This window comes from Pseudomonas sp. DE0157 (assembly GCF_007678615.1).
GTDB lineage: Bacteria > Pseudomonadota > Gammaproteobacteria > Pseudomonadales > Pseudomonadaceae > Aquipseudomonas > Aquipseudomonas parafulva_B.
Genome location: NZ_VEJN01000004.1, coordinates 126,584 through 150,147, shown reverse-complemented (window position 1 = coordinate 150,147; position 23,564 = coordinate 126,584). Strand labels below are relative to the sequence as shown.

Below are 23,564 nucleotides of genomic sequence, written 5' to 3'. Positions count from 1 at the left end.
AGCTTTTGACTATGTCGACTGGCGGGCTTGTGACGCCGCCTCGGCCGAATGACGTTGCACGGTTCACATTAGGGAGGCGCAGTTATATTTTCCAATACATAATCATGCATCGACTGATACCTTCGAGAGCATCATGATTGAGCTCAGGCATCTGCAGTACTTCCGCACGCTGGCCGAAACCCTTCACTTCGGCCGAGCGGCCGAGCGCCTGCATATTTCACAGCCACCGCTGTCGCGGCAAATTGCGCTTCTGGAGGAAGAGCTTGGGGTCAAGCTGTTCGACCGCTCCCGGCGCAGGGTCGAGCTGACGGAGGCCGGCCAGCGCTTCTACCTCGATACCGGCACGGTGTTCGCAGCCTTCGAGCAAGCCAAGCGCAATGCACTGGCCGCCGCGCGCGGTGCGGCGGGGGCACTTTCCGTGGGGTTCATGATGTCCACCGCTTACAGCATCACACCGGCGATCACCCGCCGTTATGCCGCGCTGTTCCCCCAGGTGAACTTGAAGTTGACCGAGACGCTGCCATTGGACCTGGCCCAGGACATTACCAGTGGCAACAAGGATGTAGCGATCATGTACCGGCCTCAGGACTGCACAGGCCTGGAAACCGTCACGCTGTACCGCGAGGAAATGACCCTGGTACTGCCGCCCGGCCACCGCCTGGCCGAGCAAACCGTCGTGGAGCCACGTGAGCTTGCCGGTGAAACCTTCATCATCGTGCCACGGCGTATTGCCCCTGCCCTGCATGACATGATCTGCAACTACTGCCTACAGCATGGAGTCACCCCCAACATCGGCCTTGAGATCAACATGCAGCAGACCATCGTCAACCTGGTGGGCGAAGGCCTGGGGGTGGCGATGGTCCCCCGGTCGATGCGCAACATGCGCCTGGCCAGTACCAGCTTCAGGCCCCTGCGCGAAGCACCGGTGATCGAAGTGGTGGCCGTGTGGAAGGCCGACAATCACAACCCCTGCATCGCCACCTTCGTCGAAACGGCCTTGCAAGCCGGGGAACAGGCGACCCGAGAGGATGAGGCGCAACGCGGTTCAGAGCAGTGAGTATCTGGTCTGGAGGCCGGCGACCGGCCATGTGGGGCTGAAATCCTGGGGCCGCTGTGCGGCCCATCGCGGCGCGAGGCCGCTCCCACAGGTATTTGAGCTGCGCCCCAAATGTTGGACATCCGTCCACATTTGGGGCGCAGCTCAGACTTTGCTCTCTGTGGGAGCGGCCTCGCGCCGCGATGGGCTGCACAGCAGCCCTAGAATTTCGGCATTCACACCGGTCCAAACCCGTTTACCGCTACGACCCCGCCACCTCTCCCACGCTGCCCCCGCTTAAATCTCCAGAATCCCGGACGCCATGAACCCCCCATCCACCGGGATCACATGCCCACTGATGTAAGACGCATCATCGGACGCAAGAAACGCCACCGCCCCCGCCATCTCCGCCGGTGTGCCGTAACGGCGCAAAGGCACCGCACGGGCATAGGATTCGCGTGTCGCCGCAGAATGCAGTGCCTGTGTCAAAGGCGTGTCCACTGGGCCCGGGGCAATGCCGTTGACCGTGATGCCATGTTCGGCCAGCTCGATCGCCATCTGCCGAGTCAGGCCGATCACCGCTGCCTTCGACGTGCCATACGCAGTGCGCCCCATGCTCGCCCGCATGCCGCTGATGGAGGCAACGTTGATGATGCGCCCCCACCCGTGCTCGCGCATCACGTGCGCAGCCTGCTGGCTGCACAGCAGTGTGCCGGTCAGGTTGACGTTCATCAGCCGCTGCCAGCCTTCCAGGTCCGTGTCCAGAAACGACTGGGTGCGGGCGATACCGGCATTGTTGACCAGTACATCACAGCGTCCACAGCGTGCACGCAGCTCATCGAACAACGCCGTGATCGACGCTGCGTCACCAATGTCGATCGCCAGTGCCAAGGCATCGATGCCCTGCTCACGCAACCCCTCCACCCTGAGTTCGGCAGCCTGCAGGTCGATGTCGGCCACCACTACCGTGTGGCCATCATGCCCCAGGCGTTCGGCGATGGCCGCGCCGATCCCCATGGCCGCACCGGTGACCAGCGCCACGCGGCCCACGGCAGTTGCAGGCAAAGTCTTTTTGGCAAGTTGGCTCATATCAGCGCTCTCTTAAAGGAAACCGATGGAAATCCATGGGAAACAGGCAACGATCACCAACGCCACCAGCAACGCCCCGAGGTACCCCCAGACGCGGCGAATGACATGATCGGACGACGTCTTGCTAATGGCGCAGGCAGCGTAGAAGCCCACACCCAAGGGCGGTGCGAACAACCCGATGCCCATGGCCAGGATCACGACCATGGCGTAGTGCACCGGGTGAATGCCGAGCATTTCGGCCAGGGGGAACATCAGCGGGCCGAACAGCACGATGGCCGGGATACCCTCCAACACACTGCCCAGAATCAGGAAGGTGAGGATGGTGACCACCATGAAGCCCATCACCCCGCCTGGTATCTCCTCGATCAGTTCCACCAGCGACTGCGAGAAGCCCGACTGCGTCAGCGCCCAGGCCATCGCCGAGGCCATGCCGATGATCAGCAGGATCGCCCCGGACAAAGCCGCCGCTTCCAGCAACATCGGGTACAACCGGCGCCATTCGATATGGCGCATGAACAGGTGCATCACCAGCCCCACCAGTACCACGTAGGCCACACCAATGGTCGAGACCTCGGTAGCGGTGGCCGCCCCTTCCAGCACCGCCACCCGGATCAGCAACGGCAGCGCCAGGGCCGGCAGGGCAATCAGGAACGTCTTGGCCACGCGGGACAAAGGTGCCCGCGCAATCGCCGGCGCCTCGTCCTTGCGCGAGCGCCACCAGCACACCACCGCAATGGCCAGGGTGGCCACCACCGCAGGCATCAACCCGCCGATGAACAGCGCCGTGATCGACACGCTGCACACCGCACCGATGGTGATCAGCACCAGGCTCGGCGGTATGGTCTCGGTCATCGCCCCCGTGGCCGACAACAGCGCTGCCAGCTCTTCAGGCTTTGAGCCGCGCCGCTTCATTTCAGGAAACAACGCCGGGGCCACTGCGGCCATGTCGGCAACCTTCGACCCTGAAATACCCGACACCAGGAACATCGCCCCCAACAGCACGTACTGCAGACCGCCACGCACGTGCCCCAGCAGCGAAGCCATGAAATCGATCAGCGTGCGGGCCATGCCCGACAATTGCAGCACCACACCCAGCAACACGAACAGCGGCACGGCCAGCAGCACCATGTGGGACATGCCCTCGTCCATGCGGCCGACCACGATCGACAGGGGCGCGTGGGTCGCCAGGGCCAGGTAGGCCATGGTCGCCGTGCCGAACGCAAAGGCGATAGGGATGCCGCCAAACACGCAGGCGCCCAGCAGCACCAGGAAGAACACCACCAGGTTGTAATTGCCCATCGCTGCCAGTATGGGCTGCGCCAGCCACAAGGCCGCGGCCACCGTGGCCACCACCGCCAGCCCGGCCATGAACTGGCGCACGGTCGAATAACGGGCCATACGCGCGACGGCCGCCAGCAGCATCAGCACAGCCCCTACCGGCAGCGCTGCAGCACGCACGCCGTCGGGAATCCCCAGCGCCGGTGTGGTGATCCACATCTGTTCATGGGAATGCTGCATGGCCGGCGAGATGATCATCGCCACGAACAGGCAGACGATCAGCGCCGACAAGGTTTCGCTGAATCCGCGCCAAGCCTGCGGCAGCTTGTTGACCAGCGCCGACATGCGCATGTGCTCGCCACGGTCCAACGCCAGCACCGCGCCGAACATGGCCAGCCAGATGAACAGTGACGAGGCCAGTTCGTCGGACCAGACCAACGGGCTATGCAGCACGTAGCGGGCAATCACGCCGGCCAGCAGCACGAAGGTCTCGATCACCATCAGGGCAACCGCGATCACGCCCACCAGGCGCATGGCCCACTGGTTGAGGCAGATGAGCACCCGGGCCGGCAGGCGCTGCGAAACGGTGGAGGCCGGTAGCGCTGGCGCGCGCATCACGCCAGCTTCCCGGCGTATTGCTCAAGGATGCCCCAGGCCTGGTCGCCGAACTTGTCGTGCCACTGGGCGTAGTAATTGGCACTGCGCAGCTTGTCGCGAAACGGATCGGCAGGCGCCTCGACCAGTTCCAGGCCTTGCCCTTTCAAGGTATCGCGGGTACTGCCCTCGAGCTTGGCCAGGTCCTGGCGTTGACCCATCACCGCCGCGTCGATGTGCTTGCGCAGGATCGCCTGCATATCCGCCGGCAGGCGCCCGATCGAGGCACTGTTGCCGAGCATCCAGAAGCCATCCCACACGTGATTGGTCAGCGAGCAATACTTCTGCACTTCATACAGCTTGGCCGTCGACACCAGGGTCATGGGGTTCTCCTGCCCTTCGACGATGCGGGTCTGCAAGGCCGAATACACCTCGGCGAAGTTGATGCTGGTGGGCGCAGCATCCAGGGCGCGGAAGATCGACATGATGATCGGGCTAGGCGGAACACGCAGCTTCATGCCGCGCAGGTCGTCCGGGCTTGCGACCGGCCGGGTGCTGGTGGTGGTGACGCGAAAGCCGTTGTCCCACATGTGGTCGAATGCGAACAGGGTGCCGGTCTTGGCGATCTCCGCACGCACATGCTCGCCCAAGGTACCGTCCATGGCGCTCCACACTTGCTGGTAGTCCTTGAACGCAAAGCCCACGGCGCTGATCTGCACCGATGGAACCAGGGTGCCCAGGATCACGGGCGAGAGGGAAAACAGATCGACCGCACCGGAGCGCACCTGGGCAAGGGTATCGGTGTCGCTGCCCAGCTGGCTGCTTGGAAACACCTGCACCACCAACGCGCCGTTGGTCTCCTCCTTGATGGCCTTGGCCATGGCCCGAGCACGCACGTTCATGGGGTGGCTGATGGGCAGGTTGTTGGCAAACTTGAGTTTGAAGTCGGCAGCCCGGGCGCCAGTGCTGTAGAGGCCCAGGCCGGCAGCGGCGACGGCGGCCGATGCCAGGGAGGCCGTCTTGATGAAGGAACGGCGGGTGAAATCGCTCATGAAGCTCTCCTGACCTATTTGTTCTTATTGATCGAGTGGGATACGGCGATGGTGCAGATGACATTGCAATTGAGGTGCCACACTCAAGCGGGTGCACGGGATAGCGTAGTGGCCATCCACAAAGCGCGCTTAACTGACTGATTTTGAAGTGCTAAATAAAATCTCCTGGGGCGTGGTGCTGCGCCAATGGGCATTTCGGGCCTGCTTGAGGGTGTAACAGGTGTCTCCCTTGAGTGTCGCCTGCCACGTCACTGCGACACCTGTAGCACGTGTTCGCTACCCGCAGCCACCGTCGAACGTGCCACGAATGCGCATGGCAGAGCGCTTGCCGCAGGCCTGGCACCGTTCTTGCCATCGACCTCGCCAACCCCGAGCGAGGATTACTCTCATGCATTCACCCCTCATCAACGGCTGGTACCACGCCCCCTTCGGCAAGTTTCCCGACATCGACCCCGAGCGCATGATGGCTGACGCGGCCCTGGGCGCCCTCGACCACGCAGGGCTCGATGCGCAGCAGATCGATTCGGTACACGTAGGCCACTTCAATGCAGGTTTTCTCTACCAGGACTTTCCATCCGCGCTGCTCGCCAATCACTTGCCAGCACTGCGTTTCACCCCGGCCGTGCGCGTGGAGAACGCCTGTTCCACCGGTTCGGCAGCCATTCACTCGGCCTTGCACGCCGTACTGAGCGGACAATCGCGCCATGCCCTGGTGGTGGGTTTTGAGAAAATGAACAGCCTGCCCACCGCCGAGGTGGGCAAGATCCTGCTCAAGTGCTGCTACACCCCTGAAGAAGCCAACATCGAGAACGGCTTTGCCGGGGTGTTCGGCAACATCGCCAGCGCCTACTTCGAACGCTACGGTGATCAGTCCGATGCACTGGCCATGATCGCCGCCAAGAACCACGCCAACGGCGCACTCAACCCGTATGCGCACATGCGCCGCGACGTGGGCTACGACTTCTGCCGCACACCTTCGGACAAGAACCCCTTCGTGGCGGGCCCCCTCAAGCGCAGTGACTGCTCGCTGATCAGCGACGGCGCGGCCGCCCTGGTGATCAGCCGGGGCGATCAACCGACCGGGGGTGGTCAAGCCGTTCGTTTTCGCGCGGCCGTCCAGGTCAACGACTACCTGCCATTGTCACGGCGCGACCCCACGGTCTTCGAAGGCGCTGCACGGGCCTGGCAGCAGGCGCTGAGCCAGGCGTGCCTCACACTGGACGACCTGTCCCTGGTGGAGACCCATGACTGCTTCACCATTGCCGAGCTGCTCGAATACGAGGCCATGGGCCTGGCCGAGCGCGGTCAAGGCGCACGGGTGATCGCCGAGGGCGTGAGCCGCAAGGACGGCAGGCTCCCGATAAACCCCTCCGGCGGCCTCAAGTCCAAGGGCCACCCCATTGGTGCGACCGGGGTCTCGATGCACGTGATGGCGGCCATGCAGCTCACCGGCCAGGCCGGCGACATGCAACTGCCGCGCGCAGACCGGGCTGGCGTGTTCAACATGGGCGGGGCGGCCGTGACCAACTACGTGAGCATTCTGGAGAGCGTGCGATGAACGGAATCGACAATGTCATGAACCTGGGGGAGCTACTGGCCCAGGTGGCTCGGCGTTTGCCCGATCTGCCAGGCTTCATTCGCGGCGAGCAACAGGTGTCCTGGCGTCAACTGCTGCACCGTGTAGACAGCGTCGCTGCCGCGCTGCGTGCACGCGGCCTGGGCAAGGGCGACCGCTTGCTGGTGCACTCGCGCAACAACCTGCCGCTGTTCGAAAGTGCCTGGGTGGCCTTTCGCCTGGGGATGGTCTGGGTGCCCACCAATGTGCGCATCACCCCCCCTGAAGCTGCCTACCTGGGCAGCTCCAGCGGCGCCGTGGCGATGCTCTACGACGAGGGCTTTGGCCATTACGTGGACGCTGTGCGCCAGGCATCACCGGCACTGCGGACCGTGATTGCCATGGCTGCGCCCCGCGCGGGTGAACTGGCCTACGATGCCCTGCTCGACGACGGCGCCCCGCTTCAGCCTGGTTTTCGCCCGGCCGAGGTGGACTACAACGACCCGCTGTGGTTCTTCTACACCTCCGGCACCACCGGGCACCCCAAGGCAGGGGTACTGACCCACGGGCAAATGGCGTTCGTGGTCAACAACCACCTGGCCGACCTGATGCCCTGCCTGAGCCAGCAGTCACGCTCGCTGGTGCTGGCCCCCTTGTCCCACGGGGCCGGTATCCATGCACTGGTCAACGTAGCCCGGGGTGCTGCCTGCGTACTCCCTGTCGGGGACCGGCTGGACTGTGACGAGGCCTGGCGCCTGGTGCAGCAGCACCGTATCGACAACCTGTTCACGGTGCCGACCATCGTCAAGATGCTTACCGAAGACCCGGCTGTCAGCCGTTACGATCACAGCAGCCTGCGCTACGTGATCTACGCAGGTGCCCCCATGTACCGCGCCGACCAGTGCCATGCGCTGCGCACTTTGGGGAAAGTGCTGGTGCAGTATTACGGCCTTGGGGAGGTCACCGGCAACATCACGGTGCTGCCCGCCGACTGCCATGATGCCGACGATGGCCCCCAGGCCAAGGTCGGTTCCTGCGGCTACCCACGCACCGGCATGCAGGTGGCCATACTCGATGAACAAGGCCGCGAGCTGCCCACCGGTACGGACGGCGAAATCTGCGTGCGCGGCCCGGCCGTGTTCGCCGGCTACTACAACAACCCCCAGGCCAATGCCGAATGCTTCCGCCATGGCTGGTTCCATACCGGCGATCTGGGGCATGTGGACGAGCACGGTTACCTGTTCATCACCGGGCGCGCCTCGGACATGTACATCTCCGGCGGCTCGAACGTGTACCCGCGCGAAGTGGAGGAAGCGTTGCTGACCCACCCTGCTGTCACCGAAGTGGCCGTGCTCGGCATGCCGGACGACAAATGGGGCGAATGTGGTTGCGCGGTGATCGTCACCACTGCCCAGGTCAGCGATGACCAACTGCTCGCGCACCTGGAGCCCCGCCTGGCACGCTACAAATGGCCCAAGCAGTTTGTACGCTGGCATGAGATGCCAAAGTCCGGCTACGGCAAGATCGTCAAGAAACACATCCGCACGTTGCTCGAGACCGGCACGGAGCAACCGGCATGACGCCCCATTTCGAACTGCGCGGCGGGGTGCGCCACTTCAACCATGCAGGCCCGGCCCGCCTACCCAGGCTGCTCGACTGTGAAGTCGCGTGCAGCCAGGAGTTGCGCGTCGAGCTTGCCCCCGGCAGCCAGGTGGGCGAAAGCCTGCTGTCAGTGCTCGAGCGCTGTCGCTACCAGAGTGCAGTCGGCCGCGTGTTGTGGGGCAGCGCGTGCGCCTTGGCCTACCACCGCATGGTGACCACAAGCGACAGCCAACGCCCTTACGACTACGGCAAGCCCGTGGTGCTTACAGGCCCTGTCACCTTCATCAGTGGTGCATTGACTGTCGGCAGGGATGCCAGCGGCGCCCCGCTGCTGCATTGCCATGCCGGCATGCTCGACAGCCTTGGGCAACAGCACGGCGGGCATCTGGTATTGCAGCGAGTCGTGGTCGGTAGCGAACCCCTGGTACTGCGGCTATGCCTGTTCGAGCATGTCGCCTACCAGGTACAGCCAGACACCGAGACCCAATTCAACCTGCTGCACCCTGTGCTCAAGGAGGCCTCATGACACCTGCCCTGCCCTCTACTACCACGCAGGTCCAGCAAGGCCGTCTCGGGCGGCTGGTAGTCGCCCGCCTAAAGCCCAACGAGGATGTGATCGACAGCGCCGAAGCCCTCTGCGCCAGCCACGGCATCGCCTGCGCCGTGGTCCGTGGCGGGCTGGGCAGCCTGATCGACGGCGAACTGCGTTACCACGGCGAGCGCGGCCATCAAGCCATTCATGTACCCGGGCCTGGTATCGAGATCCTCAGCCTGAGCGGTGAGGTCATCGCCGGCCGAAGCCACCTTCAGGCCGTGCTCGCCGATGCCGACGGCAAACTCTTCGCCGGTTGCCTGCAACGGGGTCGGAACCTGTCCTTCATTACCGTGGAGCTCACCCTGCAGGAGTGGCTGCCGGACTGACTGCCCACACTGCAGCACCCTTTGCGCCCGCTCTCTGGGCGCCTATCACCCTCAGGAAGAAAACAATGACAAGAAAGCCCTACGTGCCCCTGTACCTACTCACCTTGACCACCCTGGCCGTTCCGGCTGCCAAGGCGGCCTTCATCGAGGACGGCAAAGCCAACCTGCACCTGCGCAACTACTATTTCAATAACGATTACCGCGACCGCCCCGGCCCTGCCGGCCAAAGCAAGACGGCCGAATGGGCGCAGGGTTTAATGTTCGACTACAAGTCCGGTTTCACCGACGGCACCGTGGGGTTCGGCGTTGACGCCCTCGGCTTGCTGGGCCTACGCCTGGATGGCGGTGCAGGCAATCACCGAGGCAGTTCGATGATTCCGGATGCCAGCGATGGCAGCGCGGTGGACGAATGGAGTCGCCTGGGCTTGACCGGCAAGGTCCGTTTTTCCCAGACCGAGGCACGCTACGGCACGCTGCAACCGAAACTGCCGATTCTGGTGGCCAACGATGGGCGCTTGCTACCGCAGACCTTCGAAGGCGGGATCGTCACCTCGAAAGAAATCGATGGCCTGACCCTGACCGGAGGCCGCCTGGAGCATACCACCGGCCGGGGCTCGACCAACCGCTCAGGCCTGGCCGTGGCGGGGGGTACACGCGAGAGTAATGCGTTTGTGTTTGCCGGGGCCGATTACCAGCTCACCCCCGCCTTGAAGCTGCAATATTACGGCGCCCAGCTGGAGGATTACTATGTCCAGCATTTTGCGGGGCTCGTGCACACCTGGGCCCTGAGCGACAACCAGTCGCTGACCACCGACCTGCGCTACTTCAAGACCGACGCGGATGGACGCAACGACTCAGCCAGCGGGCGCGCGGCAGGGTATCGCGTCACCGGCCTGGGCGATACCGCAGGCAAAATCGACAATGATACCTGGAGTGCCATGTTCACCTACGCCATAGGTGGCCACTCGGTCTTGCTTGGCCATCAGCGTGTCTCGGACAGTGGCAACTTCGTGCAGATCAACCAGGGCAATACAGGCGAAGGCGCAGCTGGCTCGAGCCTGTATCTGTTCACCGACCGGCTGGTGACCAGTTTTACCCGTGCAGGTGAACGCACCACCTTCGGCCAATACAGCTACAACTTTGCGGCATTGGGCATGCCCGGCCTGATTGCCTCGCTCACCTACCTCAAGGGCACGCACATCCGCACCGCTGCCGGCGGTGACGAAAAGGAATGGGAGCGTGACATTGCCCTGGACTATGTGGTGCAGGACGGTGCGCTCAAGGGGCTGGGCTTGAGCTGGCGCGACGGCATGCTGCGCAGTGGGTTGCCCAGCGAGTGGGCACAGGATCAGAACCGGGTGACCGTCAGCTACACCGTGCCGTTGTTCTAGGGCACGGATGTCCGTGTTCAAGCAGCCTTGTGTGTGCTCAGCCTTGTGTGTGCTCAGCCTTGTGTGGGAGCGGCCTCGCGCCGCGATGGGGCGCGAAGCGGCCCCAGGATTTCAGCGTCGCCGCTAACGTTGCCGGGGCCGCTTTGCGGCCCATCGCGGCGCAAGGGCCGCTCCCACAGGAGGGCTGCATTGGATCTGCAGGCTTGAGGACCATGAGGGACAACTGCCTTGCTCACCCCCTCAAAGCGTCCGCAGACTGTCAGCCGTGCTGTGCCCCCTCGAACCACGCCAGCTTCTCGCGCAGTTGCACCACCTCGCCCACGATCACCAAGGTAGGCGCATGCACTTCATGGCGTGCAACCAGCGCAGGCAAATCGGCCAAGGTGCCGGTGAACACACGCTGGTTGCGCGTCGTGCCTTGTTGGATCAACGCGGCCGGCGTGCTCGCTGCCCGCCCGTGGCGGATGAGTTCTTCGCAGATGGTCGGCAAGCCGACCAGGCCCATGTAGAACACCAGCGTCTGGGCAGGCGCGACCAAGTCGTCCCAAGGCAGGTTGCTGCTACCGTCCTTCAAGTGCCCGGTGACAAAGCGCACCGACTGGGCGTGATCGCGGTGGGTCAGCGGGATGCCGCCGTAAGCGGCACAACCGCTGGCAGCGGTGATACCCGGCACCACCTGGAACGGGATGTTGTGCTCGGCCAGCTCCTCGATCTCCTCGCCGCCACGGCCGAAGATGAACGGGTCACCACCCTTCAGGCGCAGCACCCGCTTGCCTTGCTGGGCGAGGTCCACCAGTAGCCGGTTGATCTGGTCCTGAGGAACGGCATGGTCTGCACGACGCTTGCCGACATAAATGCGCTCGGCATCCCGACGGCACATGTCGATGATCGCAGGCGCCACCAGGCGGTCGTAAAGCACCACATCGGCCTGCTGCATCAACCGCAGCGCGCGAAACGTCAGCAGGTCCGGGTCTCCCGGGCCAGCACCGACCAAGTAGACTTCGCCGCCCTGCTGCACCGGCGCGCCATCGACCATCGTCTGCAGCAACCGCTCGGCCTCTGCGCCCTGCCCGGCCAGTTGGCGCTCGGCAATCGGCCCCTGGAAGACGGTTTCCCAGAAACCCCGGCGCTGGTTTACATCCGGGTACAACGACTTGACCGTATGCCGGAAACGCGCCGCCAACCCGGCCAACTCACCGTAGGCAGCAGGGATCCAGGCTTCGAGCTTGGCCCGGATCAGGCGTGCCAGGACCGGTGCATCGCCCCCGCTGGACACCGCGATCACCAAAGGCGAGCGGTCGACGATGGCCGGAAAGATGACCGTGCACAAAGCCGGCGCATCGACCACGTTGACCGGCAGGCTCAAGGCCTGGGCATCGGCCGATACCTGGGCATTGAGCCCAGGATCGTCCGTGGCGGCGATCACCAGCCGGCAACCTGTAAGGTCACCCGGCTGGTAACCGCGCACCAGCACCTGGCCACCGCCTTCACGCGCCATGCTGGCCAGCTGGCCATCGATTTCTGGCGCCACCACACGCAGCGCGGCGCCAGCATCGGCCAGCAGACGCGCCTTGCGCAACGCGATCTCGCCACCACCAACCACCAGCACCAAGGCGCCCTGCAGTTTGTGGAACAGCGGCAGGTAGTCCATTTAGCGGATCACCTCAACGCCACCCATATAGGGCTTGAGCACTTCGGGCACCCGGATCGAGCCGTCGGCCTGCTGGTAGTTTTCCAGCACCGCGACCAACGTGCGGCCCACGGCCAAACCGGAACCGTTGAGGGTGTGCACCAGTTCCGGCTTGCCGGTTTCCGGGTTGCGCCAGCGCGCTTGCATGCGGCGGGCCTGGAAGTCGCCGCAATTGGAGCACGAGCTGATCTCGCGGTATTTGTCCTGGCTGGGCACCCACACTTCCAGGTCAAAGGTCTTGACAGCGCTAAAGCCCATGTCACCGGTGCACAGTGCCAACACGCGGTACGGCAGCTCGAGCAGTTGCAGCACACGCTCGGCATTGGCCGTCAGGCCTTCGAGCGCTTCCATCGACTTGCCGGGCTCCACCACCTGCACCATCTCGACCTTGTCGAACTGGTGCTGGCGGATCATGCCGCGCGTGTCTCGGCCCGAAGCACCGGCTTCACTGCGAAAGCACGGCGTGTGCGCCACGAACTTGAGCGGCAGTTGCTTGGCGTCGAGAATTTCCCCAGCCACCAGGTTGGTCAGCGACACCTCGGCGGTCGGGATCAGGTAGAAGTCCGCCTCGCCTTCGCGGGTGATCTTGAACAAGTCTTCCTCGAACTTGGGCAACTGGCCAGTGCCTTGGAGGGCTGGCGCCTGCACCAGGTACGGGGTGTAGTGCTCTTCGTAGCCATGCTCACCGGTGTGCAGGTTGATCATGAACTGCGCCAGTGCGCGGTGCAGCCGTGCGATCGGGCCGCGGAGTACGGCAAAACGCGCGCCAGACAGCTTGGCCGCCGCTTCGAAGTCCAGGCCACCGCTGATTTCGCCCAGAGCAACGTGGTCTTTGATCTCGAAGTCGAACGCCCTGGGCGTGCCCCAGCGACGCACTTCGACGTTCTCGTCTTCGCTGGCACCGACCGGCACGCTGGGATCGGGCAGGTTGGGAATGGTCAGCACGATGCTGTCCAGTTCTGCCTGGATACCGTCCAGCTCGGCTTTGCCGGCGGCCAGCTCATCGGCCATGCGCTCCACATCAGCCATCAGCGGGGCAATGTCCTCGCCCTTGGCCTTGGCCTGGCCGATGGATTTGGAACGGGCATTACGCTCGGCCTGCAGTTGCTCGGTACGGGTCTGCACCGCCTTGCGACGCTCTTCCAGTGATTCGATGCGCGCGACATCCAGGCTGAAGCCACGGGAGGCCAGGCGATCCGCCACTTCCTGAAGTTGGCCGCGTAACAGTTTGGAATCGAGCATATCGTTCTCTCGTTATGTGTAGGTGTTGGTCAGAATCGAGTGAGGGACAATCCCGCCCAGGTCGCGAGCAGCCCGCCCACGACACTGATGGCCGAATAGCCCAACGCCAGAGGCACCTGCCCGCTTTCCAGCAAGCGTACGGTGTCCAGCGAAAAGGAGGAAAACGTGGTCAGGCCGCCCAGAAACCCCACGATCAAACCAGCCCGCAACTCGGCCGGGACCATGGGTTTGTGCAGAAACAGGCCATACAGCAGGCCGATCAACAGGCAGCCCACCAGGTTGACGGCAAGCGTACCTATATAGAAGTGCCGCGGCCAGTGGGCGACCACCCAATTGCCTGCGGCAAAGCGCAACAGGGTACCGGCGATACCGCCGGCACTGACGGCGGCGATCAGCGTGATCATGGCTTTCTCCGCTGTCGCGGGCTACTGCGATCAAGATCGGCCAAGTGCCGGAGTTTTTCGCCAATCTTGAGCTCGAGCCCGCGCGGCACGGGTTGGTAATACTGGCGTGGCTCCAGCGCTTCGGGAAAGTAGTCTTCACCGGCTGCGTAGGCATCCGGTTCGTCGTGGGCATAGCGATACTCATCGCCGTAACCCAGCTGTTTCATGAGTTTGGTTGGCGCATTGCGCAGGTGCAGCGGCACCTCCAGCGAACCATGCTCGGCCGCCTCGCGCAGGGCAGTCTTGAAACCGACGTAAACGGCGTTGCTCTTCGGGGCGCAGGCAATGTAGGTGATGGCCTGTGCCACTGCCAGCTCACCTTCAGGGCTGCCCAGCCGCTCCTGCACGTCCCAGGCAGCCAGGCACAGGCTCAGGGCGCGGGGGTCGGCGTTACCGATGTCTTCGCTGGCCATGCGCACCACCCGGCGCGCAATGTAGAGGGGGTCGCAGCCGCCATCGAGCATGCGCGCAAACCAGTAGAGCGCCGCGTCAGGGTCCGAACCCCGTACGGATTTATGCAACGCCGATATCTGGTCATAGAATGCTTCCCCGCCCTTGTCGAACCGGCGACGACTGTCTCCCAGCAGGCTTTGCAGCAGATCGACGTCGATCTCACTGCCGTCCTCGGCCAGGTCAGCAGCATTTTCCAGGAGGTTGAGCATGCGCCTTCCGTCACCATCGGCGGCAGCCCTGAGCATGTCGAAGGCCTTGTCGCCAACGCGCAAGTGACGTTTGCCTAGCCCCCGCTCCTCGGTGAGGGCGCGGTCTACAAGCTTGCGCAGCGCAGGCTCATCCAGGCTCTTGAGCACGTAGACACGCGCCCGTGACAACAGCGCGTTGTTCAGTTCGAAGGACGGGTTTTCGGTGGTAGCCCCGATGAACAGCAAGGTGCCGTCTTCCACGAAAGGCAGGAAGGCATCCTGCTGAGACTTGTTGAAACGGTGCACTTCGTCGACGAACAGGATGGTACGACGCCCGTACTGGCCGGCCTGCTGCTTGGCCACTTCCACCGCCTGGCGGATTTCCTTCACGCCCGCCAGTACCGCCGACACCGTTTCGAAATGCGCATCGCAAAATTGCGCCAGCAGCCGCGCCAGGGTCGTCTTGCCAACCCCCGGCGGGCCCCAGAAGATCATGGAGTGCAGCGCACCCTGCTCCAGTGCTTCACGCAGCGGTTTACCGCGGGCAAGCAGGTGCTCCTGGCCGACATATTCGTCCAGGTTGGACGGGCGCAGACGGGCGGCCAGGGGCTGGGCGACAGGTTCGCTTCGAAACAGGTCCATGACAGGCTCTGGTTACTCCTTGATGACGTCTGCACCTTTGGGGATGTCGAACTTGAAGGTACTGTCCGCCACCGCCTGGTTGGCCTTGACGCCATTGAACAGGATGTTGGTACGCTGGCCAACGCTGTCGATCAGCTGCATGTCATTGATCAGCCCCTTGCGGAACGATACACGCAGCGAGTCGAACAGGGTGTCCTTGGTCTTGGGCTTGAGGGTAAAGTCCATCACATCGCCCTGCTGACGGGAGACGATATCGAAGCTCTGGCTGATCTTCGACACATCACCGGAAAGCAGCAGCGCCGGCGTCTGGTTAAGGCGCACGTCGAGTTTCTTGACGGTAGCCTGCTCGAGGTCCGGGTCCCACAGGGTGACGTTCTTGCCGTCCGATACCACCACCTGCTCCTGGGGCGCATTGGTGTGCCAGTAGAACAGGCCTGGGCGCTTGACCGTCATCTTGCCAGACGTTTCCTGCAGGCTGGTGCCGCCTGCATCCAGGGTCAGCTGGGAGAAATTGGCTTCGATGGTCTGCGACTTTTCCAGCAACTGGGTCAGGCGCTGGACATCCTGCTCGCCGGCGAACGCCGAGACCGGGCCCAGGGCAAGGGCCGAAACCAACAGCATGCGAATAGCGCGCATGGGAATCCTCATTGAGCGTTGAATGGGCCGAGCACCACCGTTGGCGCCCGGCAGGGTGATATCAATCGCGTGGGCCGCCTGGAGCAATCACTTCCCGCGAGCCGTTGCTGTTCATCGGAGTGACCACGCCGGCCATCTCCATGGCTTCGATCATGCGGGCCGCCCGGTTGTAGCCGATCTTGAGCTTGCGCTGCACGGCGGAAATGGACGCGCGGCGGCTCTCGAGCACGAACTGTACAGCTTCGTCGTACAGGGCATCGCTTTCGGAATCGTCGCCATCACCACCGCCACTGCCACCTTCGAAGCCGCTGCCGGCTTCTTCAACACCGTTGAGGATGTCGTCGTTGTAGTCAGGGGCACCGCGCTGCTTCCACGCCTCGACCACACGGTGCACTTCATCATCGGACACGAATGCGCCGTGGACACGGATCGGCAGGCTGGTGCCAGGCGGCATGTACAGCATGTCACCGTGGCCCAGCAGCTGCTCGGCACCGCCCTGGTCGATGATGGTACGCGAGTCGATCTTGCTCGACACCTGGAACGCCATGCGCGTCGGGATGTTGGCCTTGATCAGGCCGGTGATCACATCCACCGACGGTCGCTGGGTCGCCAGGATCAAGTGGATACCGGCAGCCCGCGCTTTCTGCGCGATGCGCGCGATCAGTTCCTCGACCTTCTTGCCGACGATCATCATCATGTCAGCGAATTCGTCCACCACCACCACGATGGTCGGCAGCGTCTTCAAGGCAGGCGGTTCATCCTCCATGCTTTCGCGGCGATACAGCGGGTCGTGGATGATTTCGCCGGCTTCCTGGGCATCCTTGACCTTGCGGTTGAAGCCCGCCAGGTTGCGCACGCCCATGGCGGCCATCAGTTTGTAGCGCCGCTCCATTTCCGCCACGCTCCAGCGCAGGGCATTGGCCGCGTCCTTCATGTCGGTGACCACGGGGCACAACAAGTGCGGAATGCCTTCGTAGATCGACAATTCGAGCATTTTCGGGTCGATCATGATCAGCCGTGCATCTTCGGGGCTGGATTTGAACAGGATCGACAGGATCATCGCGTTCACGCCCACCGACTTACCCGAGCCGGTCGTACCCGCCACCAGCAAGTGCGGCATCTTCGCAAGGTCGGTGATGACCGGCTTGCCGCCGATATCGTGGCCCAGGGCCAGGGTGACCGGCGACTTCTGGTCGTCGTACTGCGGGGTGGCAAGTACTTCGGAGAAACGCACCATCTGGCGATTTTCGTTGGGAATCTCGATACCCACAGTGGTCTTGCCCGGGATCACCTCGACCACCCGCACACTGGTCACGGCGAGCGACCGCGCCAGGTCCTTGGCAAGGTTGGCGATGCGGCTCACCTTCACCCCGGCGGCCGGTTGGATTTCGTACCGGGTAATCACAGGCCCTGGATGAATGGAGTCCACCGCTACCTCGACACCAAACTCCTTGAGCTTGATTTCCAGCAGTTGACCAACACCAGCCAAGGACTCGGGGGAATACTCGATCTTTTTCTGTTCAGCCGGGTCCAGGATGGAAATCGGCGGCAAGGTGCCTTCCACTGCGCTGTCGATGAATTGCGGCGCCGGGGTTTCTCTGGCGATGCGCTTGACTGGCTCGGGCGCCTTGGCAGCCGAGGGTGGCACGATGTTGGAGATCAGGGCCGGCGCGGCCGCTGGCGCGGGCGCCGAAGGCCGGGCCGGTGCCGGTTCGCGTGTGATCACAGGTTCGCGCTGCACCACCCCTTGCTCACGCGCAACCGGGTCACGCATCGTCACAGGCTCACCGCCCAGGGTCGGTTCGCGCGGCTCGGGCTGAGCAGGCGCAGGCTCGCGCTTGAACAAGCGTTCGCGCAGTGCAGGCTTGGCCGGCTCACGGGGTTCGGGCGCCACAGGCTTGGACTTGATGACGGGCTCGTCCTCGCGCAGCTGCGCTTCCAGGCGCTTGCGTTCGTTACGCGCCTCCCACCAGCGCGAGGCCGCGCCCTGCACCAGTTCCAGCAGATCCAGCGTGATCTTGCCGGTCATGTCCATCACCTTGAACCACGACAGGTCGGTGAACACCGTCAGCCCGAACAGGAACAGGGCGATGAACATCAGGGTGCTGCCCTGCACGTTCAGGAAGTTGCGAGCCAGGTCGCCCAGGCTTTCGCCCAGGGCGCCGCCGGCTGAGAACGGGATGCTTGCCGGAGGATGGAAGTGGATATGGGCCAGCGCGGCCCCGGACAACACCAGGAATATCAGGCCTATCAACCGCCAGGAGAACAACCAGCCGCTCCAGTCCCAGGGCTGATGGCGCTGGCGGAAAATCTGCCAGGTCTTGATCGCCAGCAGCAACGGGAAGATGTAGGCGAAGTAGCCCAGCACCATGAACAGGATATCGGCGAAATAGGCGCCGGCTCGCCCGGCGGCATTCTGCACCTGGTCGACGGTGGCGGTGTGGCTGAAGGCCGGGTCCGAGGTGTCGTAGGTCAGCAGCGCCATCCACAGGTACAGGCACAGGGCGCCGACAGCGATCAGCGCACCTTCCTTGAGGCGGTAGTGCAGCTGCTGCCGCCACAGGGGTACGGGCAAGGGAGCTGGGGTTGCGGTGGATTTCTTCAAAACGCGTCTATTCCTGCGCATGGTGCGCGTCCAATAGTGATCGGCCAGGGCCGAAGCCAACGGATCACTACTTTTAACATTACTGCCCGCCAGCCGCCATGGCGGCACGCCGTCTGGGGATCTGGCCGGGGGCGACTTTCCAATAGCTGCAATTTGAGCACGCATTGTCTTCTGTGACAAAGGCTTATGCTGTGTTTTTGCACAGGTGTGACAGCAAATGTCGCCGATGGTGCCGGCCGTAGCTGTAATGTGTCCGAAATTGCCCAGATCACTGCGAGACACTGCCTACACCGGCCCTGCCCATGGCCCGCAGTTCCGCACAAGCCACTCGATCACTGGCGCAGCGCTCAATCGCGACCTTGAAGTAATTGACCCCATTTGCCCATCGCGCCATGCTGGCCACCCCCCTCCCCTACCGCATGACCGACCATGTTGACCTGGCTGAAACGCGATTCCTTGACTTTCCCTGCGCTGGACCGCGCCTTGCAAGAGCCCAACGGCCTGCTCGCCGCAGGCGGCGACCTGACGCCCGAGCGGCTTGTCCAGGCTTACCGTCACGGCTGCTTTCCGTGGTACCAGGATGGCCAGCCGATCCTGTGGTGGTCGCCTGACCCGCGCACCGTGCTGGCGCCTGCTCGATTGCATGTGTCGCGTTCGTTGGCCAAATGGATGCGCCAAGGCCGCTACCAGGTCAGCTTCGACACCGACTTCGCCGCAGTCATCGCAGCCTGCGCGGCGCCGCGCGATTACACCAACGGCACCTGGATCACCGACCCCATGCGCATGGCCTACTGTGAACTGCACGCACGCGGTATTGCCCATTCGGTCGAAGTTCGCCAGGACGGTGAGCTAGTGGGCGGCCTGTATGGCCTGGCCATGGGGCAGCTGTTTTTCGGGGAATCCATGTTCAGCCGCGCGGACAATGCCTCGAAGGTTGGCTTCGTGACGCTGGTCCGGCACCTGGAAGCAGCCGGCTTCGTGCTGATCGACTGCCAGATGCAGACCGATCACCTGCAGAGCCTGGGCGCCCATGCCATCAGTCGGCGTGAATTCGCAGGCTATCTGGCACGCTACCTCGATCAGCCCAACACCGCCACCTGGGTTTGCTAGGCGCGTTTTCCACACCTGGCTTACACTTAGGCAAAGTCTCACCGAAGGGGTTGACCATGACAGAGCTGGCGCGGTTGAAGTTCTATGCCACTCAACCCCACACCTGCAGCTATCTGCCCGACGAGCAGGCCACCACGTTGTTCCTGGATCCCAGCCAGCCAATGGACGTTAACGTGTATGCCGACCTTTCGGAGATGGGGTTTCGCCGCAGTGGCGATCACCTTTATCGCCCTCATTGCCAGAACTGCAACGCGTGCGTGCCTGCGCGCATACCGCCGGCACGGTTTGTGCCCAGCCGTCAGCAGCGTCGAATTCTCAAGCGCAACGCCGATGTAACGGTGACCGCTGCACGTCCCGCCTTCAAGGAAGAGTATTTCGATCTGTACCGGCGCTACATCGAGGCGCGTCACGCTGACGGGGACATGTATCCACCCAGCCGCGATCAGTTTTCCACGTTTCTGGTTCGCCAATTACCGTTTTGCTGGTTCTACGAATTTCGCGCCAGCGGCCGGCTGCTGGCAGTCGCCGTCTGCGACCTGCTGCCCAATGGCCTGTCTGCCGTGTACACCTTCTACGAGCCTGATGAAGAGCGCCGCAGTCTGGGCCGGTTTGCCATCCTCTGGCAGATTGGCGAGGCGTTGCGACTCGATCTGGACGGCGTTTATCTCGGCTACTGGATCAAGAACTGCAAGAAAATGAACTACAAGACGCAGTATCGGCCTATCGAGTTGTTGATAAACCAGCGTTGGGTTGCCCTCAACTGAAAGCATTGGCTTGACACACAGTTTTCGGGCATAATCCACGCCACTTTTTTGCCCGGTGCGGTTATGCGTCGGGCCAACACTGGATCCGAGGGCTCTACTGCATGTCGAAAGAAGACAGCTTCGAAATGGAAGGCACTGTCGTCGACACCCTGCCCAACACCATGTTCCGCGTGGAGTTGGAAAACGGGCACGTCGTAACCGCGCACATCTCCGGAAAGATGCGCAAGAACTACATCCGTATTCTCACTGGCGACAAGGTTCGCGTCGAACTGACGCCGTATGACCTGAGCAAGGGCCGCATCACGTACCGTGCGCGCTAAGCTCCAGCCATGAAAAAGCCCGGCATGTGCCGGGCTTTTTTGTGCCTGTGTGGATAAGGAAGGGGCCGCATGCGGCCCCTGAGGCTTAGGCCACCTCGGCAGTGGTCTCGTAGTCGAAGACCAGTTCGCCATCGCGCAGGTCCACGTGCACCACACCACCGTGCTCGGCCAATTCGCCGAACAAAATCTCCTCGGCCAAGGGCCGCTTGATCTTGTCCTGAATCAGTCGACCCATCGGCCGCGCCCCCATCTGCACGTCGTAGCCCGACGCCGCCAGCCAGCCACGCGCCGCGTCGCTGACCTCCAGAAGCACGCGCTTGTCCTCAAGTTGCGCCTGCAGCTCGATGAGGAACTTGTCAACGATACTCTTGATGGTCTCGGTGCTCAGGCGGCCGAACTGGATGATGGTATCCAGGCGGTTGCGGAACTCCGGTGTGAAGCTCTTGCGGATGACTTCCATGGCATCGGACGCATGGTCCTGGTGGGTAAAGCCGATGGACGCCCGCGCAGCGGTTTCAGCACCCGCGTTGGTGGTCATGATCAGGATCACGTTGCGGAAGTCCGCCTTGCGCCCGTTGTTGTCGGTCAGGGTACCGTGGTCCATGACCTGCAGCAGCAGGTTGAAGACTTCCGGGTGGGCCTTCTCGATCTCATCGAGCAGCAACACGCAGTGCGGCTGCTTGGTGATGGCCTCGGTCAACAGACCGCCCTGGTCGAACCCGACGTAGCCAGGTGGCGCACCGATCAGGCGCGACACGGTGTGACGCTCCATGTACTCGGACATGTCGAATCGCACCAACTCGACCCCCAGCGCCTTGGCCAACTGACGCGCTGCCTCGGTCTTGCCCACGCCGGTAGGGCCGGCAAACAGGAACGAACCCACAGGCTTGTCAGGCGACTTGAGCCCTGCACGCGACAGCTTGATGGCGGTCGCAAGCGAATCGATGGCTGCGTCCTGACCGAACACGGTCAACTTCAGATCCCGCTCCAGGTTACGCAGCAACTCCTTGTCGGAACTGGTGACATGCTTGGGTGGAATACGGGCGATCTTGGCGACGATGTCCTCGACCTGAGGGACGTCGATCCGCTTCACGCGATTGGCCTCAGGCTGCAGGCGCTGGTAGGCGCCAGCTTCGTCGATGACGTCGATGGCCTTGTCGGGCATGTGCCGGTCATTGATGTAGCGCGAGGCCAGCTCCGCCGCTGCACGCAGCGCTTCGTCGCTGTACTCGATGTTGTGGTGGCTTTCGAAACGCCCTTTCAGGCCGCGCAGGATACCAACGGTGTCCTCCACGGAAGGCTCGCTCACATCGACCTTCTGGAAGCGCCGCGCCAGCGCCCGGTCCTTCTCGAAGATCCCGCGGAATTCCTGGAACGTCGTGGAACCAATGCAGCGAATTTCGCCCGACGACAACAACGGCTTGAGCAGGTTGGAGGCATCCATGACGCCGCCAGACGCTGCGCCGGCACCAATGATGGTATGGATTTCGTCGATGAACAGGATGGCCTGTGGCCGCTTGCGCAGTTCACCGAGCAGCGCCTTGAAGCGCTTCTCGAAGTCGCCGCGGTATTTGGTACCGGCCAGCAAAGCACCCAGGTCAAGGGAGTAGACCACGCTCTGGGCCAGCAGATCAGGCACCTGACCATCGACGATGCGCTTGGCCAGGCCCTCGGCAATGGCAGTTTTGCCCACGCCGGCCTCACCTACCAGCAGGGGATTGTTCTTGCGGCGACGGGCCAGGATCTGGGCCACGCGCTCGACTTCCTGTTCGCGCCCAACCAACGGGTCGATACGCCCGGCGCGGGCCAACTCGTTGAGGTTGCTGGCGTAGGCGTCCAGTGGATTGCTCGAAGAGGTGGTTTCACCGCCCTCATCGTCCGGCATTTCCTGGTCGCTGTCCGAATGCGGCCCATGGCCGGGCACCTTGGAGATGCCGTGGGCAATGTAGTTGACCACATCGATGCGGGCCACGCTCTGCTGCTTGAGCAGGAACACGGCCTGGCTTTCCTGTTCGCTGAAGATCGCTACCAGCACATTGGCACCGGTGACCTCGCGCTTGCCGGAGCTTTGCACATGGAACACCGCACGCTGCAGCACGCGCTGGAAACCCAGGGTAGGCTGCGTCTCGCGGTCTTCGTCGCTGACGGGAATCAAAGGGGTCGTAGAATCGATGAACTCTTGCAGGTCATGCTTGAGCTTGTCGAGATTGGCGCCACAGGCGCGCAGAACGGTCGCGGCAGCCTCATTGTCAAGGAGCGCCAGCAGCAGATGCTCGACCGTCATGAACTCATGACGCTTCGAACGGGCCTCCTTGAAGGCAAGATTGAGGGTGACTTCGAGCTCGCGGTTTAACATAGCTTCACCTCATACCCAAGTGGTCGGCGATTAACCGTCCTTCTCGATTTCACAGAGTAGCGGATGCTGGCTTTCCCTGGCGTATTGGTTGACCTGCATGGCCTTCGTTTCGGCGATGTCGCGGGTAAACAATCCGCATACTGCCCGCCCCTCGGTATGGACGGTCAGCATGATCTTGGTCGCCAGCTCGCGGTTCAGATTGAAAAACGTTTCGAGCACTTCGACGACGAAATCCATCGGCGTGTAGTCATCGTTGAACAAAACCACCTTGTACATAGGTGGCGCCTGCAGGATCGGCTTGGCTTCCTGAACCGCCAGACCAGCGCCATCGTCCTCGTTGGATTGAGGGCGATCCTGATTGAATGTTAGTCGAATCTGGCTGTGTGCATGCATGGAAAGAATTTCATCACATCGACAGGATAAGGTTATGGGTTGACCCTGCAGCAAGCGGTACGGCCTGGCCGCTGCATGACCTTGACTATCGGCAAAACGGTGTTACAACCAATAGGAACACACCGTGGTCAAGAAAGATCCGCGCAGTCAACCCGATTTTTTCCGAAGGTTCGTATGCGGATGACGTGGATGATACTCCAGTGA

Annotated in this window: 20 protein-coding genes; 9 read left to right on the top strand and 11 right to left on the bottom strand. The window is 62.8% G+C overall.

Features of this window, described 5'->3' with window-relative positions; translation table 11 throughout:
• The first annotated feature begins 133 nt into the window (after positions 1 to 133).
• Entirely contained in the window at positions 134 to 1,057 is a 924-nt protein-coding gene (locus FS777_RS07365; protein ID WP_058637914.1) for a LysR family transcriptional regulator, read from the top strand.
• 276 nt (positions 1,058 to 1,333) lie between these two features.
• Here FS777_RS07365 and FS777_RS07360 read toward each other — a convergent pair whose 3' ends face one another.
• The 3 genes from FS777_RS07360 to FS777_RS07350 are packed head-to-tail and all read right to left on the bottom strand — an operon-like array spanning position 1,334 to position 5,049.
• The gene (locus FS777_RS07360) at positions 1,334 to 2,125 is read right to left on the bottom strand and encodes an SDR family NAD(P)-dependent oxidoreductase (RefSeq protein ID WP_058603452.1); all 792 of its coding nucleotides are present in this window, start codon (positions 2,123 to 2,125) and stop codon (positions 1,334 to 1,336) included.
• Positions 2,126 to 2,137: 12 nt separating this feature from the next.
• Positions 2,138 to 4,018 carry a TRAP transporter large permease subunit gene (locus FS777_RS07355; RefSeq protein WP_058603453.1) on the bottom strand — a complete coding sequence of 627 codons (1,881 nt, stop codon included), beginning with the start codon at positions 4,016 to 4,018 and terminating at the stop codon, positions 2,138 to 2,140.
• Positions 4,018 to 5,049 (bottom strand): TRAP transporter substrate-binding protein, encoded by a 1,032-nt coding sequence (locus tag FS777_RS07350; protein WP_058637916.1) that lies wholly within the window; start codon positions 5,047 to 5,049, stop codon positions 4,018 to 4,020. The genes FS777_RS07355 and FS777_RS07350 overlap by 1 nt, the downstream gene beginning before the upstream one ends.
• Before the next feature lie 388 nt (positions 5,050 to 5,437).
• Here FS777_RS07350 and FS777_RS07345 point away from each other — a divergent pair, with 388 nt between their 5' ends.
• From FS777_RS07345 to FS777_RS07325, 5 genes are all read left to right on the top strand, one after another.
• The gene (locus tag FS777_RS07345) at positions 5,438 to 6,607 is read left to right on the top strand and encodes an acetyl-CoA acetyltransferase (RefSeq protein WP_145254763.1); all 1,170 of its coding nucleotides are present in this window, start codon (positions 5,438 to 5,440) and stop codon (positions 6,605 to 6,607) included.
• Positions 6,604 to 8,184, top strand: coding sequence for an acyl-CoA synthetase (locus FS777_RS07340; RefSeq protein WP_218570380.1), 1,581 nt, complete (start codon positions 6,604 to 6,606; stop codon positions 8,182 to 8,184). Before FS777_RS07345 ends, FS777_RS07340 begins: the two co-directional genes overlap by 4 nt.
• Positions 8,181 to 8,732, top strand: coding sequence for a hypothetical protein (locus FS777_RS07335; protein WP_058603456.1), 552 nt, complete (start codon positions 8,181 to 8,183; stop codon positions 8,730 to 8,732). Before FS777_RS07340 ends, FS777_RS07335 begins: the two co-directional genes overlap by 4 nt.
• Positions 8,729 to 9,127 carry a PPC domain-containing DNA-binding protein gene (locus tag FS777_RS07330; protein WP_078478347.1) on the top strand — a complete coding sequence of 133 codons (399 nt, stop codon included), beginning with the start codon at positions 8,729 to 8,731 and terminating at the stop codon, positions 9,125 to 9,127. Before FS777_RS07335 ends, FS777_RS07330 begins: the two co-directional genes overlap by 4 nt.
• A gap of 65 nt (positions 9,128 to 9,192) precedes the next feature.
• On the top strand, positions 9,193 to 10,518 hold the full coding sequence (locus tag FS777_RS07325) for an OprD family porin (RefSeq protein WP_145254760.1): 1,326 nt from the start codon (positions 9,193 to 9,195) through the stop codon (positions 10,516 to 10,518).
• Between the two features lie 259 nt (positions 10,519 to 10,777).
• Here FS777_RS07325 and cysG read toward each other — a convergent pair whose 3' ends face one another.
• From cysG to FS777_RS07295, 6 genes are all read right to left on the bottom strand, one after another.
• On the bottom strand, positions 10,778 to 12,169 hold the full coding sequence (gene cysG, locus FS777_RS07320) for a siroheme synthase CysG (RefSeq protein WP_145254757.1): 1,392 nt from the start codon (positions 12,167 to 12,169) through the stop codon (positions 10,778 to 10,780).
• Positions 12,170 to 13,450: a serine--tRNA ligase gene (gene serS / locus FS777_RS07315; protein ID WP_145254754.1), complete on the bottom strand. Its 1,281-nt coding sequence runs from the start codon at positions 13,448 to 13,450 to the stop codon at positions 12,170 to 12,172. It lies immediately after the preceding gene.
• A 29-nt stretch (positions 13,451 to 13,479) separates the two neighbouring features.
• Positions 13,480 to 13,854, bottom strand: a complete 375-nt coding sequence (gene crcB / locus FS777_RS07310) for a fluoride efflux transporter CrcB (protein WP_027916182.1) — start codon at positions 13,852 to 13,854, stop codon at positions 13,480 to 13,482.
• Positions 13,851 to 15,176 (bottom strand): replication-associated recombination protein A, encoded by a 1,326-nt coding sequence (locus FS777_RS07305; protein WP_058637922.1) that lies wholly within the window; start codon positions 15,174 to 15,176, stop codon positions 13,851 to 13,853. The genes crcB and FS777_RS07305 overlap by 4 nt, the downstream gene beginning before the upstream one ends.
• Positions 15,177 to 15,188: 12 nt before the next feature.
• Positions 15,189 to 15,812, bottom strand: a complete 624-nt coding sequence (gene lolA, locus FS777_RS07300; RefSeq protein ID WP_058603462.1) for an outer membrane lipoprotein chaperone LolA — start codon at positions 15,810 to 15,812, stop codon at positions 15,189 to 15,191.
• A gap of 61 nt (positions 15,813 to 15,873) precedes the next feature.
• A complete protein-coding gene (locus FS777_RS07295) occupies positions 15,874 to 18,438 on the bottom strand; it encodes a DNA translocase FtsK (RefSeq protein WP_145254751.1) in 2,565 nt (854 codons plus the stop codon).
• A 408-nt stretch (positions 18,439 to 18,846) separates the two neighbouring features.
• Between FS777_RS07295 and aat the strand changes: the two genes are divergently transcribed.
• The 3 genes from aat to infA all read left to right on the top strand — a co-directional run bounded on the left by aat (position 18,847) and on the right by infA (position 20,611).
• Positions 18,847 to 19,527 carry a leucyl/phenylalanyl-tRNA--protein transferase gene (aat, locus tag FS777_RS07290; protein WP_078478344.1) on the top strand — a complete coding sequence of 227 codons (681 nt, stop codon included), beginning with the start codon at positions 18,847 to 18,849 and terminating at the stop codon, positions 19,525 to 19,527.
• A 56-nt stretch (positions 19,528 to 19,583) separates the two neighbouring features.
• Positions 19,584 to 20,291 carry an arginyltransferase gene (locus tag FS777_RS07285; protein ID WP_058603464.1) on the top strand — a complete coding sequence of 236 codons (708 nt, stop codon included), beginning with the start codon at positions 19,584 to 19,586 and terminating at the stop codon, positions 20,289 to 20,291.
• Positions 20,292 to 20,392: 101 nt separating this feature from the next.
• Positions 20,393 to 20,611, top strand: a complete 219-nt coding sequence (gene infA / locus FS777_RS07280) for a translation initiation factor IF-1 (protein ID WP_002553999.1) — start codon at positions 20,393 to 20,395, stop codon at positions 20,609 to 20,611.
• Between the two features lie 85 nt (positions 20,612 to 20,696).
• Here the strand turns inward: infA and clpA are convergent, their stop codons facing one another.
• Together clpA and clpS are read right to left on the bottom strand one after the other, a co-directional pair.
• A complete protein-coding gene (clpA, locus tag FS777_RS07275) occupies positions 20,697 to 22,967 on the bottom strand; it encodes an ATP-dependent Clp protease ATP-binding subunit ClpA (RefSeq protein WP_058637924.1) in 2,271 nt (756 codons plus the stop codon).
• A 30-nt stretch (positions 22,968 to 22,997) separates the two neighbouring features.
• Entirely contained in the window at positions 22,998 to 23,360 is a 363-nt protein-coding gene (gene clpS / locus FS777_RS07270) for an ATP-dependent Clp protease adapter ClpS (protein ID WP_023534830.1), read from the bottom strand.
• Positions 23,361 to 23,564: the final 204 nt, after the last annotated feature.